Below are 19876 nucleotides of genomic sequence, written 5' to 3'. Positions count from 1 at the left end.
ACCTATAAAAATAACTATAACAAGGACTTCGTCATGGGAATTAAGCCGTATTATGCAGGTATTTTGGGGTTGGCAGTGAGCTGTCATGTACATGCAGATAAAAGTGATTTTGATGCCACTTTGGCGTGTTATACGCAAGCTGATCAACCCGGGATCGCCGTGCGTATTGAGCAGGGCAGTAAGCTGTTATACAGCGCTGCAAACGGCCTTGCTGATATCGAAAGTAAGCAGCCACTGCATACTGAGCAGGTGTTTCAGATTGGCTCCATCACTAAGCAATTTACGGCTGCGGCCATTTTGCAGTTGGCTGATAGGAAGAAGCTATCCATACAGGATCCACTGGGAAAATTCATTCCAACATTGCGCTCTGACTATGCCAAACTGACGATTGGCCGGGTACTGTCGCATACGGCAGGTTTACCGAACTACAACGAAGGCCCAGAGATTGGCGCCAAAATGGCACACTATCGTACACTTGATCAGATCCTGGCAGAGATTGTACAAGCACCTGTACTTTACCCTGCGGGTGAAGGGCATAGATACTCTAACACAGGCTATTTGCTGCTAGGTAAGGTCATCGAGCAGGTTTCCGGGTTGAGCTACAAAGACTACCTGCAACAGCATATCTTTACGCCGCTGGGTATGAGACACTCGCAGGTACTCATCAAGGGGACGGGTGGCGATGAAGTAAAAGGCTACAGCTCTACAGACGATAAAAAGACACCTGTCGCTCCTTTTTATGTTGATCGCAGTTGGATCTATTCAGCCGGTGGCATCGAGACAACACTGGCCGACATGAGCCGTTGGCACCGTGGCCTGAAAGCCGGCAAAGTAGTCAGCCCGTCCAGTTATCAGGCAATGATCACCAGTGCTACGCTCAACGATGGCTCTGCTGCCAACTATGGCTATGGTTTTTACACCTTTGAGCTTGCCGGACAGCCAAGCTATTTTCACGAAGGGGGGGTGCCCGGATTCCTGGCCATGTCGGTGTATTTTCCTGAGGACGATTTATTCGCCACTGTATTTAGCAATCAGGATACCTTACACCCGGGTCCCGCACTGCTGGATATGGTTGCGCAGCATCTGAACATTACGCCAAAGCCACTACCAGATGCGAAGGTGGAGCATTTCGCTAAAACTTTGGTTGGCGAGTATCAGTCAGCTGGCAAGCAGCTGAAAGTGACGTTTGAGGAGGGGATTCTGTACGGGCAAAAAGGGCAAGGCGAAAAACGTAAACTGGTCGCCAGAGCCAATAACGCTTTTTCTTTTGAATGCACGCAGAATTACTATCAACTTAGTGTGGCTGAAGGCAAAACCAGCCTGACCCCGGTCGGGCTGTATCGGGGTAAGGGCAAGCCGCTGTTTAAGCTGTGAAGGTCAATTCTCATTCGTTCTGAGAAAACTAAAAAACCCGGCTGATGCTGCAGTGCCGGGTTTTTTTTAGCTTTGATTCAGGATGACTATTGCATTGGTGCGACGTATACACCTGCGTTAGCAAATCCGACGACATCAGCCGTGCCATCGCCATTGGCATCCGCCATCATCCGAGGGTGCTGTCCAACTCGCCAGCCACCGGCTGAATAGCCAAAATTATCAACAACGCGTCTCGGTGCTGAGAAACTGCTGCCGTTTGAAGTGGAGATATAGACACCAGCATTGGCAAAACCAACGACATCTTTTCTGCCATCGCCATTCACGTCAGCCAGGAAACGGGGATGATTTTCTACGCGCCAGCCACCAGCGGTATAGCCATAGCTTGCAACCCATTGACGTGCTGTACTAAACCCAGAGCCCGTTGACAGGGATACGTATACACCAGCGTTCGCAAATCCAACAACGTCATCGCGGCCATCACCATTGACATCAGCCATGTAACGAGGGTGGTTCTCAACTCGCCAGCCACCTGCATTATAACCAAAGCTGCCTACCCATTTTTGGGGTGAGCTGAACGAAGAGCCATTGGACAAAGAGACGTATACACCTGCGTTAGCAAATCCGACGACATCTTGTTTACCATCACCATTGACATCAGCCATCATACGCGGGTGCTGTTCAACTCGCCAACCGCCAGCGGTGTAACCGTAGCTGCCTACCCATTGCTTAGCAGCGCTAAAGCTTGTACCGGTAGACAGAGCAACGTAAACACCAGCATTTGCAAACCCAACGACGTCTTGCTTACCATCGCCATTGACGTCTGCCATCATACGAGGGTGTTTATCAGTGCGCCATCCTCCAGCCGTGTAGCCAAAACCACTGTTCCACTTCTGCGGAGCAGTGAAACTACTACCTGTTGACAGAGAGACGTAAACACCCGCATTGGCGAAGCCAACCACGTCGTCACGGCCATCACCGTTTACGTCGGCCATCATACGCGGATGATTTTCGACTCGCCAGCCACCGGCGCTATAGCCAAAGCTGTTAACCCACTGTCTTGGAGATGAGAACGAATTACCATCCGACAATGAAACGTACACGCCGGCATTGGCAAACCCAACCACATCTTTTTTACCATCACCATTGACGTCGGCCATCATGCGAGGATGGTTTTCAACACGCCAGCCACCGGCATTATAGCCATATGAGCCGACCCACTGACTGTAAGGTGGTTGTTGTGTCTCGTGAATAGAAAACAGCAATCGATTAGGAGAACCCTGGGGATCGCCAATCTCATTAGCCGTTGAATCGCCAATAATTCTGGCCGTGACCTGGGCAGGAGTTAAATCAGGCGATTGTTGTAAATGCAGTGCAGCAACACCTGCAACATGGGGGGCAGCCATTGAGGTGCCATCGATAGTATTGGTGCCACCATTGAGCCATGCAGAGGTAATGTCCTGGCCTGGCGCAAAAATATCAACACAGTTACCGAAATTGGAGAACCAGGCTCTGGCGTCTTGATTGGTTGATGCCGCTACGGTGATCGCATTCGGTGCACTTGCAGGCGAAATTCTACAGGCATCATTATTATCGTTACCGGCCGCAGCGACCATAGTGATACCTGCGTTTATACTGGCCTGAACGGCATTGTTTAACGCAGCACTGACCGGTGTACGGAAACTCATATTTGCCACTGCAGGTAAGTTTGCATTGGCCGTTAACCATTCTACACCGTCGATGATCGTTGCTGTTGTACTACTTCCTCCACAGTTAAATATCCTGACACTGACCAGATTGACATCTTTGGCAACCCCAAAGGTTTCAGAGCCAATCGTACCTGCAACGTGGGTACCGTGACCATTACAGTCGGCGGCATTGTTGTCGTTATCGATGAAATCAAACCCACTAACGGCCCGTCCACTAAACTCTGCATGATCAAACTGTATACCTGAGTCCAAAACATAGGCTGTGACATTGGAACCTGTGTAGTTGTATACATATGTAGAATCGAGAGGCAACTGGCGTTGATCTATTCTGTCCAGACCCCATGTCGCGTTTTCCTGTGTAGCGCTGATGCGGGTATCCAGCTGAACGACCTGGTTGGGCTCGACAAAGGCAACGTTTGGATCGGCAAGCAGCGAAGCCAATTGCTCTTTTGAAGCTGTTACTAGGGCACCATTCAGACTGGCAGAAAAGGTCTTTTCAAGTTGTATATTGTACTGATTTGCCAAGTGTTGACTCTGTACTTTGGTAAAGTCGGTTTTGGCACTTAGCGAATCTGCAGCAATTGTTTTTGGGGTCTCAAACACAACAATGTAACTGTCTTTCACGACCTGACTATTCGCGGAGGCTGCCATCAGTTTAGGATGAGCAACCTGTGCCAACGCAGCTGTACTGGACAGTGTAGTAAATAAAATGCCGGTTATGGTTGCGGCGAGTTGATGTTTTTTACGCATTGTAATTCCTTTTTAGTTGTTGGGATTTTACTGTAAGGGCCATCTTGCCCTTGTGTTTATAAAAATGTTTCTATGTGACAATTATGTGATTTTGTTGTGTTATTTATGTTTATTGACGGCGAGTGCTCAAAAATATTTAGTATTTTTTTTGCACACAGAACATCAGGCTTTGTGATGCAAGGTGAGTATTTGTGTTTGATTGGGTGAATGTTGCTTGGGTGAATGTTGAGAGCCGTTTTGGCTACGTTTAGAATGCTTGAAATACTGGATACTGAAGCCTGATGTTGGCAAATGCGCCATTTACAGCGTCTGAGTGCATGACGTAAAAATACTTAACACGTTACTATTTTAAATGTATTTTTCGATTGGTATCACTCACTGCCATCCTGCGCTAGACGAGGCGCTGCTTACAGGCCACTTGTATTTTACTGTGTTATTGACTGCAAAGGCTCAGATGATCCCCTCTTGGTCTGTGAGTAGATACCGGCTCAAGGCCGGTATGACGGAGGTGGGGCGGTATAACGGAGGAGGGCGGTATGGCGGTTGTCAAATTGACTTCGCTCCGCCAGGGTCACATAGTCATAATGAAAAGCGCCATTGAGCGATCAGAAAATGCGTGACACAAGGTCACTCACCTTCTTGATTCCCGCGCCTAAGCATATTTCACCGACCAATTTTCTATTTGAGCGAGCACTTCATCAACGGTTTCTTTAAGCTCGTCACCCATTTTTAATATCTCATTGGGATATTTATCCTGCATCAAGGTCATCAGGGCATAGTAGATGGGCTTGAAACGCTCTTTCAGTTCATATTGTTCGAACCAGCGTTCGACTAAATTGGTCTGGCCTTTGGCAAGGAATGGAATAAAGAGATCTGTGAGCAGGGATTCATCAGCACTGTCAAGCCCGTAATTCTGGCTGAGTAATGCATCCATGGTTTGGGTTGCGTCCTGAAAGAGGTTATTCCATAGCATAGCTCGAATTAGTGCGGCAGTGGAATTTAACGATGGGGGTTTTTCCATTCCCTGCCTGGCGCATTGCAGAGCCGTAGATTTGTTTATTGGGTCTGCCTGGAAGTAGTAGCACAGTGCCAGCATGGTATAAATCACATGGCTTTTATCTTTGCTAAGGAATTGCTCAAAATAATCAATTGCCTGTGAGAAGTTTGCTTTGTACACGTTTAGACATCCCAACATGTCCAATACAGGTTCTCCTGCGTCCAGAGCGGATAGAAAGTGTTGTTCTGAAAGGTCATATTCACCTAGTTGATGGTATATTTCTCCCAAGCTTCTGTGATAGTAATCCGGAAGACTGCTTCGCAGTTCAGATTCTGCAGCTTGCAAAGCCGTTAGGGCTTTATTCCATTGAGCTGAATCTTGATAAATCCCGCATAATCCTATTGCGGCAACAACATTTGCAGGTTCTCTCTCTGTTATTTGCTGAAATACCATCTTCGCATCAGCATCTTGGCCCGATCTAAAGTAGGCAAAGCCTTTAACTATGAGGGCTTTAAAACTGTCTCTTTCTTCTAGATCTTCAGCAAGTGTAAGTAGTTTACTTGATTTATTGTCTTTATCCTTGGCCATGGCGATATGGAAAATGCCCTGCACAGAAAGTACACTCACAGCCTTTTTAACAGCCTCAGTCATATCTGCTGGTTCGTCACTTCGCAGCCACTCAATAAGGATCTGTTTGTTTTTATCTCCCTCTACATCTGTGATATCAATCAGCTCTTTACTCAGCGCGGTGTGTCCCGCACCGCTTAGGTACTGCTGAGTTTGCTCAAGAATTTGTTGTTTGTCTGTGTGCTCAAGCTGGTCACTGCACAGCAACGCATTAGCAAACGTCAGTGTGGCTTGGGGATGACACGGGCCTGTGAGTTGCGCAAGAAAAGACTGGCTGCGCTGCTTTAGCTCGTCGCCAACGCACCAGACTTCCATAAAGCGCGTCAGCCAGAGGACCCGGTTTTTGTCCCGGCGTCTGCCGTAGCGCATTAGATACCAGATATTAAAAAAGCGCTCCTTGATACGATACAGGTTGTTCTTGCCATCGGTTTTGATTTTTTCAATGACCCAGTTTTTCTCCAGCTGGCTGAGCTGGGCCGAGATATTTTTGCTGGGCAGGCGGGTTTTTTCGGCTATCTCCTTGGCTGAGATGGCATCCCAGTGCAGTGCGATGGCGTTGACTATGGGTTTTTGCTGTGGTGCCAGGTCGTCCATACGGTGTTTATACAGCGGCGTGGTGCGGTCTATGGTTTCTTCCAGCAGTGCATAGGTCTGGCCGTTGGCGCCTTCCATCAGAATATTAAACAAAATAACCAGTGTGCGCGGAATACCGCCCGTTAAGCGCCGGATAGATTCAATACGCTGCGGCTCTTGCTCAAGGATAGCCAGCAACCTTTGTTCTTCACGTTCACCACTGTGACTGGCCAGTGCCCGCAACAGCGCCTCGGTATCTGGCTTGTCTAATCCGGCTAAATTGATCACCTCAAAGAACTGGTAAAAGGGGGCCTGGTGATCGTAAAAAGCTTCCAGGCTGACCGCCGAGCCACCTATCAGCCTGAAGTAAGGATTGGTGGTGAGTACTTCCCTGAGTATCTCTGTTTCTTTGCGATTAAAGTTTTCGAATAGTTCCACCAGGTTATCAATAAATAACACAACCCGTTTGTCTTGCTTTTTGAGCCGCTCACTCAGCAACTGAATCGCGGCTTTAGGGTCTGGATCCTGACCAGCAATGGCATCCAGCCCATCCAGCAGCCCGGCAAACTGGTCGTGATAATGCTCTTCCAGCTCTTCAGCGACGCGCTCCCAGAGCGTAAACAAAGAGCTGATCCCGTATTCTTCTTCTTTAAAGGTGACAGGCAGCAGCCAGGTGTTCAGCTCGTCACTTTGTGCAAGCTCTATGGCAAGGCGTCGCAGCAAGGTGGTTTTACCGGCGCCGCGCACGCCCTGGATCAGGTAATTTTGTTCGGGCACCTCTTTGTTGGTGCTGGCAATGGCACGCCAGATTTTTTTGTATTCTTTCAGTCGGATCACAAAGTGCGTTTTAATGAACTGGTCTGATGCATTTTGTGCGTTGTATAGCTTTACGCCTTCTTTATAGTCGTCGAGTTGCATAGCGCCCCCACCATTCTTTGAGCATGGGCGAGGTGAACTGATAACACTGCGCCTGATTGATAAAAATATAACCATCGTGGATCAGACAGTCGATCACGTATTGGCAATTGGTTTGCTGATACTGGTTTTCCTGCGAGAGGTTAAACAAATGGGAACCCGGCAGCTCGGCATGCTCACACATCGCTGTTAATACGTCACTTGCCAGTGTTTTTTCGCTGTCCGCAAAACGGTTTAGCCGTTCTGCCCAGTGATTAAAGTGAGATTGATATTGTATCGAAAACAGCTTGTTGTAAGCGGCGTCAATATTTGCCGGGCTGACAGAATCCAGTCCTTCATCAAAATACACATCAACCAGCTGCATCCACAGGATCTCGATGTAATAGGGCATCAGCCAGCCAACCTTGTCGAGCAGATAATCCTGCGCTGTGGCATCAATCTGGATGGGCTCCAGTTCACGATGGTTGAGCGTGTTGATAAACTCGCGGCCCTGAGCCTGGCTTAGTGGCGCAATAGACACCGGGATGAGCACATTGATGAGATCTGACAGTGCCATTTTGCTCACCAGCGTGTCCAGCCCAATTGAGCCCGTCAGCACAAATTGCACATGTTGGTTGAGCCTTTGCTCTGACCACAACTCACGACAACCAGATAAAAATGACTCCGCACTTTTGTGATCTTGCTGATCATAGATCTTCTCAACAACATCCGGAAACTCGTCAATGATTAGCACCAGTTTTTTGTCCAGTGTCAGTGCATTGAGGGCGGCGCTGAGATCTCGGTGAGTGAGCTGACGGTCCTGTTGATCAAACTTGATACCCGTGGCGCCGACTGATACGTCGGTAATGCTGCTGCGAAACTTGTCAATTTGATCTTTGCCCCATTTAAAAAGGCTACTCAGTTGGTCGGTAAACTCGGAATGGAACAGGTTGTCTATGATCTGTTTGTAGTATTCGTGCTCGATTGCACAGGATTGCACGATATTATAGAGAAACACGTAGCCATCTGGTGGGTTGTCTTGCAGGTAAAACAGCATAGACGTTTTACCGACACGCCGCGGGGCAAGGACCAGCAAGTGACTTCCGTCTCTGAGCCGCCGCAACAGCTTATTTTGATCTGTTTCCCTGGGGAAATATTTATCACCCCGAACCACCTGACCCGCCATAATGCCTCCTGACAAAATTCTTATAGTCAAAGTGTAGTGACAATAAATTTATTGTCAAAAGTTTTGGCAATAAAATTTTTGTCATCTTAGAGGCAGGGTGTCGTTAAAATTGTTCGAATGGCTTTGGCGGTATCTGCGCCTATGCCGTCAACAGCCATTAACTGGGACTGGGTGGCATTAAATACGGTTTCAATTGAGCCAAAATGGTGTAGCAATCTTTTGGCCAGTTTGGGGCCGACATTTGGCAGGCCTTGCAGCAGGTATAGCTGCTTTCTCAAATATGTTTTTGGTCTAAAACCCTTGCGCGGTAATACATCAGAGTTTAATCGGCGCTGCTGCTGCGCAGCATATTGCATAAGCTTTACCGTTTCTTGTTGATTGTGCGTTCTGAGTGTTGTTATGGCATAAATCAGTCCTATGCTGGCCAGCGCGCCTAGCACTGCTCGCCTATCCATAGTGCAGTCCCGGATATCAGCGGCGTTGCCTTCAATGATTAGGAGTGGCTGAAAACCTGAGTCAGAGAGCCGTTGCGCCTGGCTAAACAGCCTGCCATCAATGATGGAAATCAGCAGATCTCTGATTTGTTTGCGTTCTATAATCAGCCAGTCATCGATCAGATAGTCACCAACGGTCAGGCGCTGTCTTATCAGGTTGACGGACTGACAGGTAGAGAGTAATTGGAGTATTCCAGACGCTTGTTCACGGTCATCAGCTACTATATTCATTATCCAATCCTTGTTCTATGGCTACCTTGCCTGTTCAGTTTAGCTCACCGCAGCCATCCCAGCTCTGTCGCAAATCTCTTTCCCTAATAACTTTGTCTGTTATTTTGTTTGGCGACTAATAACAAATATAAAAGGAAGGGTAATGAACAAATCTATGCTAAGTCTGAGTTTGGCGTCGATTCTGGGGGCTTTGAGTATGAGCGCTCAGGCGGCGGATCATGCCAGTTTGCTTAAGCAAGTGGAGCCTAAAGTGATTGAATGGCGACGGGATATTCACCAAAATCCTGAGCTGGGTAATCGTGAGGTACGTACAGCGGCTAAGGTGGCTAAACACCTTAAAGCGTTGGGCATGGAAGTAGAAACCGGAATAGCGTATACCGGAGTGGTGGGTATGCTCAAAGGCGCTAAGCCTGGGCCGACTGTGATGTTGCGTGCGGATATGGATGCGCTGCCGGTGACCGAGAAGAACGACCTGCCGTTTAAATCCATCAAAACTACTAATTACCGGGGTGTGGATGTGGGCATTATGCATGCCTGTGGCCACGACACCCATGTGGCCATGTTAATGGGCGCGGCTGAGGTACTTGCCGGCATGCGTGATGAGCTCGCAGGCAATGTGATGTTTGTCTTCCAGCCTGCTGAAGAAGGCGCACCTGAGGGCGAAGAAGGTGGCGCTGAATTGATGCTAAAAGAAGGGATCTTTAAGAAACACCAACCTGATGTGGCGTTTGGTTTGCATATTACCTCTAAGCTCAATGTGGGTCAGCTGGGATATCGCAGTGGCCCAACCATGGCCAGTGCTGACCGTTTTGAGATCAGTGTCAAAGGAGAGCAAACTCATGGTTCTACACCCTGGGCTGGCGCAGATCCGATAGCTGCTGCTGCACAGATAGTGTCTGGGGTAAACCACATTGTCAGTCGTCAGATCAATATCACCAAAGAACCTGCGATTGTCTCATTCGGTAAAATTGCCGGTGGTGTGCGCAACAACATCATACCGGAAGAGGTAAATATGGTCGGTACCATACGTAACTTTGATATGGATAACCGCGCGCAGATATTTAAAAAACTGACCCATACCGCAGAGCATATCGCTCAGGCCTCCGGTAACACGGCAGAAGTAAAGATCATTGAAGGTTATCCGGTCACGGTGAACGACCCGGCCCTGACTGAGCAAATGCTGCCCACGCTTGAGAAAGTGTTTGGTGCTCAGGGCATGATTGAAATGCCTAAAGTGACAGGCGCTGAAGACTTTTCGTTCTATGCAATGGAAGTGCCCGGATTATTCGTATTTTTGGGCGGCACTCCTAAAGGCACGGACCCCAAAGACGCTGCCAGTAACCACTCACCGTATTTCATTGCCGATGAGTCTTCGTTTAAACTGGGCACTCGGGCACTCACCCAGTTTACCCTGGACTATATGGCGCAAGCTAAATAGCGCCGCGTTAGCAGAGGCCATGGAGAGGCCTCACAGTTAATGCGTTAAACTTCTATCGATTGAGCATGGTGGAGCTGGTTGTTGGGATCCAACTGACGTTTCACCTGCTGTAATCTGGCGTAGTTGTGTTTGTAGTATAAATGCTGCCAGTCAGGGATATCGACGTCGGCATAGTTGACATAACAGCCATCCATCACCTCATCGGGTACCGGACCCGCATCGCCATACATTGCGTGATAGAAGCCGTTGATCCAGCCAATATGATAGGGGTCCTGCGCAGCTTCAAACCAGTAGGTCTGGTATTGCAGTTTCATAATAGAGTCTCGGTGGGATACAGCGGTTTCTGTCTGAGATAGCGCATTGATCTGACCACCATAAGATGACAGCTGCAACATACCACCGGGGCTCAGGTAGTCACCATGGCGCAGTGTGTTCCACAGGGTTTGGATCTGTGCCTCAGGAAAAGGCTTTTTCATATAAGCCGATTTATTTTTACCGCGCGCACCAACCAGAGTGCCCGCCCCATATTGAGTGCCGTACCACCAAGGCATGCTGAAGTAGCTACCAGGCGGTACCGGGCGCTGAGGCGCATTTTCCTGTTCCTGTAAGCCCATATGATTGGTGGTGCGTAGTCCTTTTTTGGCATCCTGCAGTTGCGCAGGGGTGAACAGCCTATCGATAAACTCGTCAATGAGCGCAGGATCACCACTACAATACAGTGATAGCCGGATCTCACCGCTGCCACCCACTGAGTTGGGTATGGCCATCGAAACATGCAGCGGATTAAAGCGACTGTCGGGCCCATTGTGTGTTTGCCAGAACTCACCAAAGTTGCGCAGCAGCGTGGCAAACTGGTCATAGTCGAACAAATGCCAGGGCAAAGCAATTTCCTGTAAGTGCAGGTAAGCGGGCACCGGTGGCAAGTCTTTAAAGAAATACTTAGTGACTATTCCAAAGTTGCCGCCACCTCCACCCTGATGTGCCCAGACAATTTCGTCAGCCCGTGCAGATTGTCCCTTAAAGTAGGTGCGTGGATAGTTGGCCTGCCCGCCCCACTGGTCAAAGGATATCAATTCAACACCTGCCAGATAGTCACTGCTCAGTCCATATTGTCGGGAGTGAATGCCAAACCCACCTCCACAGACATGGCCGCCGACACCCACACCAAAGCAGGACCCACCGGGCATGATCACGCCAAACTCCTTAAACAGGGTTTTATAGGTATGTCCCAAAGACGCGCCGGCTTCGACGACATAATAGTCATCGTTGCGATAGACGCGATCCATATTGCTCAGATCGATCACCACACCCTGATCATTCACTACAAAGCCTTCATAACAGTGGCCGCCCGAGCGCACTGTGAGCCTGAGGTGGTTAGCAACGGCTTCTCGTGCTGCCATATAGACTTCATGTGCCGAGCTACACACCGCAATATAGCCAGGCTGGTTGGGAAACCTCAGATTGGAACCGGTTAACATGGAGTCATATCTGGCATCGTCGGCGTACACTTTGTGGTACTGACCATACTGAGAGCTGGCCGCAGCCGGGTTACTGAGCATCAGTGGGGCTGCGCCGATGGCGCCACCCATTGCCAGAGAGGTTTTGAGAAAATGACGTCTGGAGCTAACGTCGGGGTTAATGCCAGAGCGGTTTTTGTCTTGTTTCATAAACACATCCTTTTTATGTTGTATCTGTGAGGGCGCGTAAATTGAGTGCTTTTTACGCAAGTTGAATGTATCAGATATCGGACCGGGAATGAGCGAAAAACAAGCAAAAAAGTGTCATGATGCAAAAAGTTCAAGATGCCGCCGATATAGATCGGCGGCGGGAGTCTTAATCAACAGCTACCTTTAATATCAAATCATCAAAGTAGCTGTCATTGTCGCTGCCCTGATTACGCGTTCCTTGCAAGACAAACTCGATATAGGCCGTGTTTTCGAGGAGCAATGCTTGCCCGGATACGGTTGTCCACTTTGCAGCCGTTGTGCTGAGTTTTTCACTGTTATTAAGCAACTGGCCGCGATTATCAAGAAAACGCAGCTGTACCGAGGGCGTGTCTTTACCACTGTAATTACGAAGCTTGCCGCCGTATATCACCTTAACCTGGCCAGCAGCGATTAAACTGGCATAGTGCTGCACCGAGATTTTCTGGCTGATCTGTCCCTGAGCTGATTCTCCATTGCAGACACCACCTACTGCAAAAAAGCGCTGGCCGGTTGCTGCGGGGATTGAATCACACTGATAGTTGGTCAGCGATTCTACCGGACCTGCGCCACTCCAGCCCTGAATACCCGCTTCAGCGCCGGGGTTTTGCAGTAAATTTTCAGAGTTGCCTGGTTTTTGGGTAATAAACTCATCGGCTACGCCAGTCGGCCCTCTGTCCGGCACCCTTGTGCAGCTACTTTGCTCAGCCAGTCTTAGCTCCAGATTATCAAAATAGCTGTCGTTGTCAGTGCCGCTGGTACGCTGACCTGTCAGCACAAAATCGATATAGCGAGTGTTCGCAGGGAGTTGGGCTTCATGGCGATGTTGCTGCCAGCTGGCGCTACTGCCTTTGACCTCGGTTGTACGGCTCAGTAGCATCAGGCTTGCATCACGAAATTCAAGCGCAACAGCGGGAATATCGCTGCCTCCCCAGCTGCGAAGCCTGGCAATGTACAGGGCTTTGAGCGTACCATTGTCTATGCTGGCAGCCCAGTTGCTGACATCAACACGCTGATATGCCCGACCCTGGTCACTTTCATTGTCACACACGCCCCCGACGGCAAAAAAGCGTTCGCCCTGATAGGGTGACACCGAGCCACAGGCTTTATCTGTCAGGCTTTCCAGTGGTCCCTCACCTTGCCAGCTGTCGGTGCCCAGCTCTGCGCCTGGGTTTTGCAACAGGTTATCGGTCAGATGTGCGCTGTCTGTGGTGGTGAATGGGTGTGGTTGTGACCAGTCACTCCACGCCAGTGAACGGTCTCGCATTCTCACTCGCAGACAATATTGAGCACCGGGTTCCAGCTGGCCGAGTGCAAAGCGGTTTGGTGCCAGTCCCGCTCGGGTATCGACACCATCCCAGATGTTTTCGTGCTGATACCAGGTATCGACCAATGGCTGACCAAAGTCATCACAGCGGCTACTAAGTTGCCAGTGTGCAGCACCAAAGCGGTCTTTGTCTGGATCCGCAAATAAAGTGGCGACTGCATTGGCACAGCTTGCTGAAATGCTGGCTGTGGGGGCTAATATTTCAGGCGTAAACGGCGTCGTGTTGTTTAATCTTACAGTCAGCGTGTCCTTGATCTGGCTGTTCAGTGGCACCTGCTCATCGCCCATTGAAATGCGTTTGAGTTCGAAGGCCGGGTCGTCACCGGCGGTAACATCGACCACCACAAAGCCATACTCGTCTTCGCTGACCGAGAATTCGGTGTAGTCGCGCTGGGCAAATTCACCAAAATAATCCAGGTTGCCCCCTGCGGAGGCCACGTTCACCATAGTGTGATTGTGATCCCGGCTGGTACCGCGAGAGTAGGCATGGGTATGACCAAAAAAGTGAATACTGGGTTTGTTACAGCGGGTAGAAAAGGCTTCCAGGCGTTCAACAATCTTACCGCTGTAGTTGGTCTCTCCGGCTATCCACATCTCCGACTTATGCGGGTGATGCATCTGGGCGAAGACAAAGTCGGTTTGTGCCCGCAGGCAGGTTTCGGCCAGCACTTTGTCCAGCCAGATCAGCTGCTCATCAATCCGGTAATTGGTGTTGGTGTCGAGTGACAGTACGCGAATATTGGAATGATCCTGATACCACCAGTGTTCTTCATACCCCGGTGTGCCGTTTTCGGGCAGGTGAAAATATTTAAAGTAAGTCGGTGTATCGCGTTCGTGATTGCCCGGGGCTGGGTAAAGGGGTACTGAGCTGGCCAGCGCCGCAATGGGTGAAAAGAAGCTGGTGCGCCAGCTGTTGTAATCCTGACCGTTGTCGACCAAGTCGCCGGGGATCAAGGTCATATTAAGACCGTCTTGTAACTCCAGCCCCAGCGCTTGCTGCACATAAGGTAACACGCCCTGATTAATGATCTCGCCGAATTTACCCGGATTTCCCGAGTCACGCTGCATATCACTGACAGCCAGGATCCGACTGCTTTTCTCTGCAGAAGCCAAAGGAGGTGTTCTGAATTTGTGAACATGACTGTAGGTATTACCCGTTCTCACCCGGTAGAAATACACCGTATCTGGTGCCAGGTTGGTAAGCTGAACTTCGTGAATGCGGCTCAGCAGGTAGCCAGTTTCGCTGGTGCCACTGGCTTGCTGGCCAAGTTTTGCTGTGTCGCCCCATTCTACAATGGACTCATCACCACTGCTGGTTTCCCATTTGATCCAGATACTGGTCGGGGTTGCAGATTGCAAATAGGGATGGACAGCCAGCCCTTCAGTGTGGGCATGGGACTGGCTAATGGCTAGCAACAGGCTCAGCGACAGTACCCGCAGATTATATGTCATGTTAGTTTCCTTGGTAATTGAACGAAACGCGGGATTATCCTGGGAGCTAGTGTATTAAAAGTGTAAATGATGTGAATTTTTGAGGTCTTATTTATGACCCCTACTGGCAGGGGTCTGTGATATAGTAGGGACATTATGCAGCCGAAATGCAGGAGTCAAACGTGCGGGTAAGTGTGATCTTTATGTTGGCCTGGATATGTTTTCATAGTGAAGCTTATCAGCCAAGCCGGCTTATGCACTTTGTCGATGACTGTCGTTCTGAGCAGTACAGTGCACTCAGGCAGGGTTGCCAGGGCTATTTATTTGGCTTTCTTGATGCGCTCAGACTGAATCCACCACTTGGGGTTGATGACCAGTGTCTGCAAGCCTGGAACCCGGACACTTTGCTTGCAGCGCTGGATAAGGCAATTAAGCTACAGCCCGAGCTTGGCAAGCAATTTTATTACGACGGCATCAATGCATTCATTAACACTCAGTGTGGTGCACGGCTGTCATCATGACTGAATCTAAAAGGTCCGTAACAGCATGAAAAAAATCGCCATTCTGGTCGATGTACAAAATATATACTACACCACAAGGCAGGCCTATGGCCGAAGCTTTGACTACAATGCCTTTTGGCAGGCAGTACTGCAAGAGCGTACTTTATACCGTGCGCTGGCGTATTCCAGTGAACCCAATGCCCCTAAACAGCAACAGTTCCAGAATATTTTGCGGGCAATCGGGTTTGAGGTAAAACAGAAGCCCTATATTCAAAGAGCGGATGGTTCTGCCAAGTGCGACTGGGACGTGGGGATCACCCTGGATGCCATGGAGTGTGCCCCGCATTGTGATGTGGTGGTGCTACTGACCGGAGATGGTGACTTTGACCTGTTGGCTGAGCGCATTCAAAGCCGCTATGGGTGTGAGGTTGAGGTATATGGCGTCCCTCAGCTGACCGCGAACTCGCTCAAGCGCGCGGCTACCCGTTATATTGCCATTGATGAGCGCTTGCTGCTAAATGCAAAGCCAAACCATAATAATGCAGGCCAGTAGAGATACGATAAAATTTCTAGGTTCTCAAAAAAGCTATAGCAGATCAGCACGGCCATCAGACACAGTGCGGTCTGTGCAGTTTTCGAATCCTGTGAAGCCCATAATAAATAGACGCTCGACACCAGCATGGGCACGGCCAGTGCCACGGCCCCGACAATGCCTTTTACAAACAGCAAACCATACCAGCTGTGATGCGAGCCGATGGGCATAAACTCCACCATTTTTGGTCCTCGCTCGACAATGCCATGACCCCAGATAGGCGCTTCAGCCTGCCAGCGCTGAATGGCGATATTCGCCAGCGCTTTGCGCACCCGGGTGGACCCCGGGCGCTGCTGTTTCACTGCTTCATACGAATCCATCAATGTGTTGTAGATAGGTTCACCCAGCAGCAGGATAACAGGTACGGCGATCCCCAGCAGTAAGAGCATCCAGGGCTCTTTAAATTTGTCGCTGAATAGCACCAGCGGAAACAACATAATGAAGATGGCTATCCCCGCGCGGGATTGTGACAAGATCAACATGGCCCAGCAACCTGCAATGGCCCAGCGACGAATGCGGGCGTTTTTTTCCTGCAAACAAAACACCAGATAAACACAAGCCATAAAACCGGCGGCCGGTGCCCAGGGGGTAAAGAAGCGCCAGCGTCCGGCGCCTGTTTCGGGGTTAATGCCATAAAAACTGACCATAAAGAAACTCTCACCCGGACCCCCAATTACTTTTAAAGGCGACAGGAAGATATCACCCGGTAACTTAACCACATAAAACGCCAAAGAGATAAAAGAGAAAATCAGGGTGTGAATGGCAACAATACATACGCCCCGGATCACCACTTCTTTGCGAATTTTCGCAAGCGCTGCAATCACCGGAAAAATGGCCAGCAAGGCCCAGCCCTTCATCCAGCCAATGGATGACTTAATGGTTTGCCCGGTGCCCAGAGACCATTCGCTATGGGCGATGAGCAAGGCGATTAACATAAGCAGCATGGCCACTATCCACAACCAGATCATCGGCGAGAGTGGACGAGGTTTGGCATGCAAGTCCAGATAGCAGCGCATCAACACCACCATAAAAATAACCCAGCCTATGATGGACCCCATCACATACAACATGCCCAGCATAAAAGCGGGATAGGTGAGCACCAGACCCGCCCAGACCAGCTTTTCTTCCGTGCTGATAAAGCGTTTTTCCTTAAAGGGTAAGTAGGCGGTAAATAACATGCAGGTCTCCGGCTAGTCTGGCTGCTTCATCACAGCTGAGATAATCACCCGACGCTTGTTGATCATCAGCACGGCCATGGATAAGAAGATCATGGCAGCCAGTGCGGCAGCAACAGCGATGGACTTTTTCGGTGAGTACGAGTTGACGGGTAGCGACGGTGGTGACATCAACTGGATCACAGGGTAAGACGCAAAGATATCTGCTTTACCCGCTTCCAGACGAGCTACCGCGGAGGTGAAGACGGCTTTGGCCAGGTCAAATTCGCGCTCCAGACGTTCCAGCTCAGCGGCTTCCCGGGCGTAGACTTTAAGCTTTTCGTTAAGCAGCTGTACTTCGTTTTCCAGCTCAACCAGTTTGGCTTCAGAACCCTTTTTAGCTGCAAAGGCACTGATCAGATCGGCAAACAGCTGGGCCCGGTTGGGGTTAGAAGCCAGATCTGTGGTATGAAACGCATGAGCCGCATTGATCCCGACCAGCCCTTCTGAGCGGGTTCTGAGCGCCAGTTTTGATTGCTCAAAGCGTGCCAGCTCCGCTTTAACCATGGGATGACCATCATCCCAGCGCGAGCGATATTCGCTCAATTGTGCTGCGCTTTTGTCCAGCTCAGACAAGTAGGCTCTGAATTCACCATCCGATTGCAGCACAAAAGCCTGGCCTGCCATGGAAGGCGAGACACCTAAATCAACACTGAGCTGGCCGACAAAATACTCCGCACGGCCAATCTCCGCTTTTACAATAGCCACCTGTTCTTTCAGGTTTGTCAGTGTGCGCATTTGCTGGTCAAGCTGGTCCCGGCTGATCAGTAAAGAGCGCTGCTGAAAATCTGTAATATTGCTGCGCGTCAGGTTGAGGCGCTCTCTGTACTGGTCCAGCACAGACTTGATGCTGGCATCACGACGCTGCACTTCGTCGGCGCGCAGGTGGTCAAGCTGACCCTGCAGCGCGTTATACAAAGCCCAGGCTTTTTTCTCGGCGATACGCGGGCTGGCACCGGTGATTTCTATTTTCAAAATAGAAGTTTGCTCGGTCAGGCGCACTTTTGGGCGGCCAAACTCTTTGGCGGACATGCCCATGGAAGTCGCTGCATTCTCAAGTAGATTTTTGCTCATCAGCATTTCTTTGTAATTTACTCTGGGGTTGTAGCCCTTACCGAATGGGGCGCTGGTGGACGACACCACCTGGCCCACTTCATCGAGCGAGACATTGCTATTGGCACCTGTGCCGGGTAGCACCATGTCCAGGTCGCTGCGGTACTTTGCAGGTTGTTGCAGATAGGCAAATACCAGCAGCAAAATAACGGCATAGCTAACCAGGCAGGTGACCAGGTAAGGCTTATGCAAGGTGCGATAAATCGCCGCCCTGAACCGTGAATAGGGCGTGGTTACCTGAAGTTGCGTGTTCATGAATCCTCCTTACTCAGCAAAGAGAAGGGTGCCACGATATCGAGTAGCGTTTTTGCGATATCACGCAAGTTAGTGATATCTGAATCATAGCAGGCAATCGCATCGTTCGGCATGACATAAGGGTTAATATGGTCGCGATAAGACATCCGCATCAGATCTTCCACTGAGCGTTCGACGACCTGGGTTTTTCCGGTCAGAGGATGGTTGCTGACCAGTACAACACGACGTGGCGCATTGGTGTATTCTTTACCGCCAACGCAGTTGGCAGAGATCGCAGCTTGTAATAAGCGTGTGCCGTAGGGCAGGTTACTGGAAAAGCGGCCGATCGCTGCATTGGCGTTACTCATTGATGAGTCAATCAGGTTAGACATAAAGACCCGAAAACCTTTAGGCGTGATCTGCGAGGGCTTTACCAGGTTGGGCTGAAAACAGCCAGTACTGGGTACGATGACCTGGTCGCCCGCGATAAGCACATGATCCGACACCGGCTGGCCGGTCATAATACCGGTCAAATCGGCCTCGATACGCCAGCCCTGACGTACCAAAATCACCTGATCCAGCTTGGCATCGGGACGTACACCGGCTGCAGCCCGAATGGCTTCAGAAAGCAGGCGCTGTTTTGAATGGTCGCCAGAGGCTGCGACTTGCTGATCCAACAATTGTTCAGGTAGTTTGGCATTGATGGTGACCCGGCCCGGTGAAAATACGGCTCCGGATACCGGCACTTCGATGGCGGCCCAGGTTTTTACCTTAACGGTGACATCCAGCGTTTGAGCGCGAAAAATTTTGGCACGAATAAGCGCCAGTTCGACTTTTTGTGCCAGCGCTTTGGTGGTTAAACCCGCGGCGTAAATTGGCTCAATCACAGGCAAAGTCAGTGCGCCTGAGCTGTCCAGTACATAGTCGCCGTTGAAACCTTCGCCATACTCCATTTTTACCTGAATAAGGTCGCCCGGGCTCAATGGCGCCGCACCAAATGCACCACGGTGACTTGAATCATTGGGATTCAGACCGGGCGCTGCAAGCGGTATAGGTTGGTCAACCCGAAAGTTTGCCGCGGCTGCAAAGTCGTCAGCGTCAGTGCAGTTCAAACGTGAAGCAAAGACAGAATTCGATTGGTTGAACTGGGTACCGGCCGCATGCGGCATGCCGTAAAATTCGTCATCATGATAGTCCGGGCTGAGTGTGCATCCTGAGCCAAGCACACACAGTACTAACGCAGAGATACGGGTCATCAGGGCTGTGGTTGAAGTTGCTTGTCTCATATTGGGCTCCTTGGCAGTGGCTCTCACTTGGTGGTCTTAATGAGATAGGAGCATAAACTGAGCCAACTTTTAAAGTTGTTAAAATTCAATGGTTTGATTGATTTTTGATTAGTGTTTAAGAGGGCTTTTTTCTATTTTGCAAAGCAGTTTCAAAATGAAAAGAAGCCAGCGAAAGCTGGCTTAAGGGCCATCAATGTGAGGTGCGC

The 19876-nt window shown here is 49.9% G+C and carries 13 protein-coding genes; 4 read left to right on the top strand and 9 right to left on the bottom strand.

Annotated elements, in window-relative coordinates; genetic code table 11:
* Positions 1-33: 33 nt before the first annotated feature.
* Positions 34-1374, top strand: a complete 1341-nt coding sequence (locus ACXAH1_RS10585; RefSeq protein ID WP_475196590.1) for a serine hydrolase domain-containing protein — start codon at positions 34-36, stop codon at positions 1372-1374.
* Between the two features lie 86 nt (positions 1375-1460).
* Here the strand turns inward: ACXAH1_RS10585 and ACXAH1_RS10580 are convergent, their stop codons facing one another.
* From ACXAH1_RS10580 to ACXAH1_RS10565, 4 genes are all read right to left on the bottom strand, one after another.
* Positions 1461-3830: a S8 family serine peptidase gene (locus ACXAH1_RS10580; protein WP_475196588.1), complete on the bottom strand. Its 2370-nt coding sequence runs from the start codon at positions 3828-3830 to the stop codon at positions 1461-1463.
* Between the two features lie 652 nt (positions 3831-4482).
* Positions 4483-6945, bottom strand: a complete 2463-nt coding sequence (locus ACXAH1_RS10575) for an AAA family ATPase (protein WP_475196587.1) — start codon at positions 6943-6945, stop codon at positions 4483-4485.
* Positions 6926-8107 (bottom strand): ATP-binding protein, encoded by a 1182-nt coding sequence (locus ACXAH1_RS10570; protein ID WP_475196585.1) that lies wholly within the window; start codon positions 8105-8107, stop codon positions 6926-6928. The genes ACXAH1_RS10575 and ACXAH1_RS10570 overlap by 20 nt, the downstream gene beginning before the upstream one ends.
* 86 nt (positions 8108-8193) lie before the next feature.
* Entirely contained in the window at positions 8194-8832 is a 639-nt protein-coding gene (locus tag ACXAH1_RS10565) for an ERCC4 domain-containing protein (RefSeq protein WP_475196583.1), read from the bottom strand.
* A 196-nt stretch (positions 8833-9028) separates the two neighbouring features.
* Between ACXAH1_RS10565 and ACXAH1_RS10560 the strand changes: the two genes are divergently transcribed.
* Positions 9029-10270, top strand: a complete 1242-nt coding sequence (locus ACXAH1_RS10560) for an amidohydrolase (protein ID WP_475196744.1) — start codon at positions 9029-9031, stop codon at positions 10268-10270.
* 44 nt (positions 10271-10314) lie between these two features.
* Here the strand turns inward: ACXAH1_RS10560 and ACXAH1_RS10555 are convergent, their stop codons facing one another.
* The gene (locus tag ACXAH1_RS10555; RefSeq protein WP_475196581.1) at positions 10315-11937 is read right to left on the bottom strand and encodes an FAD-binding protein; all 1623 of its coding nucleotides are present in this window, start codon (positions 11935-11937) and stop codon (positions 10315-10317) included.
* Between the two features lie 166 nt (positions 11938-12103).
* On the bottom strand, positions 12104-14752 hold the full coding sequence (locus ACXAH1_RS10550; RefSeq protein ID WP_475196579.1) for a purple acid phosphatase family protein: 2649 nt from the start codon (positions 14750-14752) through the stop codon (positions 12104-12106).
* A 146-nt stretch (positions 14753-14898) separates the two neighbouring features.
* Here ACXAH1_RS10550 and ACXAH1_RS10545 point away from each other — a divergent pair, with 146 nt between their 5' ends.
* Positions 14899-15252: a hypothetical protein gene (locus ACXAH1_RS10545; RefSeq protein WP_475196578.1), complete on the top strand. Its 354-nt coding sequence runs from the start codon at positions 14899-14901 to the stop codon at positions 15250-15252.
* A gap of 25 nt (positions 15253-15277) precedes the next feature.
* Positions 15278-15784 (top strand): LabA-like NYN domain-containing protein, encoded by a 507-nt coding sequence (locus tag ACXAH1_RS10540; protein WP_475196577.1) that lies wholly within the window; start codon positions 15278-15280, stop codon positions 15782-15784.
* Here ACXAH1_RS10540 and ACXAH1_RS10535 read toward each other — a convergent pair.
* From ACXAH1_RS10535 to ACXAH1_RS10525, 3 genes are read right to left on the bottom strand one after another with little or no spacing between them, the layout of a single operon-like run.
* The gene (locus ACXAH1_RS10535; protein ID WP_475196574.1) at positions 15718-17001 is read right to left on the bottom strand and encodes an O-antigen ligase family protein; all 1284 of its coding nucleotides are present in this window, start codon (positions 16999-17001) and stop codon (positions 15718-15720) included. The two genes, ACXAH1_RS10540 and ACXAH1_RS10535, sit on opposite strands and share 67 nt — an antisense overlap.
* A gap of 12 nt (positions 17002-17013) precedes the next feature.
* Positions 17014-18405, bottom strand: coding sequence for a GumC family protein (locus tag ACXAH1_RS10530; protein WP_475196572.1), 1392 nt, complete (start codon positions 18403-18405; stop codon positions 17014-17016).
* Complete coding sequence (locus ACXAH1_RS10525; RefSeq protein WP_475196571.1) at positions 18402-19670, bottom strand: polysaccharide biosynthesis/export family protein; 1269 nt, start codon at positions 19668-19670, stop codon at positions 18402-18404. Before ACXAH1_RS10525 ends, ACXAH1_RS10530 begins: the two co-directional genes overlap by 4 nt.
* Positions 19671-19876 lie beyond the last annotated feature (206 nt).

The sequence above is a fragment of the Pseudoalteromonas sp. AWH4_217 genome (assembly GCF_056161105.1).
The sequence above is the reverse complement of the archived record's forward strand: the minus strand, read 5'-3'. Positions and strand labels throughout refer to the sequence as shown.

Bases quoted from the DNA above. Each gene is read 5' to 3' on its own strand.
- ACXAH1_RS10535 (WP_475196574.1), bottom strand. From the start codon at position 17,001: ATGTTATTTACCGCCTACTTACCCTTTAAGGAAAAACGCTTTATCAGC.
- ACXAH1_RS10530 (WP_475196572.1), bottom strand. From the start codon at position 18,405: ATGAACACGCAACTTCAGGTAACCACGCCCTATTCACGGTTCAGGGCG.
- ACXAH1_RS10545 (WP_475196578.1), top strand. From the start codon at position 14,899: ATGCAGGAGTCAAACGTGCGGGTAAGTGTGATCTTTATGTTGGCCTGG.
- ACXAH1_RS10550 (WP_475196579.1), bottom strand. From the start codon at position 14,752: ATGACATATAATCTGCGGGTACTGTCGCTGAGCCTGTTGCTAGCCATT.
- ACXAH1_RS10575 (WP_475196587.1), bottom strand. From the start codon at position 6,945: ATGCAACTCGACGACTATAAAGAAGGCGTAAAGCTATACAACGCACAA.
- ACXAH1_RS10525 (WP_475196571.1), bottom strand. From the start codon at position 19,670: ATGAGACAAGCAACTTCAACCACAGCCCTGATGACCCGTATCTCTGCG.
- ACXAH1_RS10540 (WP_475196577.1), top strand. From the start codon at position 15,278: ATGAAAAAAATCGCCATTCTGGTCGATGTACAAAATATATACTACACC.
- ACXAH1_RS10565 (WP_475196583.1), bottom strand. From the start codon at position 8,832: ATGAATATAGTAGCTGATGACCGTGAACAAGCGTCTGGAATACTCCAA.
- ACXAH1_RS10560 (WP_475196744.1), top strand. From the start codon at position 9,029: ATGAGCGCTCAGGCGGCGGATCATGCCAGTTTGCTTAAGCAAGTGGAG.
- ACXAH1_RS10570 (WP_475196585.1), bottom strand. From the start codon at position 8,107: ATGGCGGGTCAGGTGGTTCGGGGTGATAAATATTTCCCCAGGGAAACA.
- ACXAH1_RS10580 (WP_475196588.1), bottom strand. From the start codon at position 3,830: ATGCGTAAAAAACATCAACTCGCCGCAACCATAACCGGCATTTTATTT.
- ACXAH1_RS10555 (WP_475196581.1), bottom strand. From the start codon at position 11,937: ATGAAACAAGACAAAAACCGCTCTGGCATTAACCCCGACGTTAGCTCC.
- ACXAH1_RS10585 (WP_475196590.1), top strand. From the start codon at position 34: ATGGGAATTAAGCCGTATTATGCAGGTATTTTGGGGTTGGCAGTGAGC.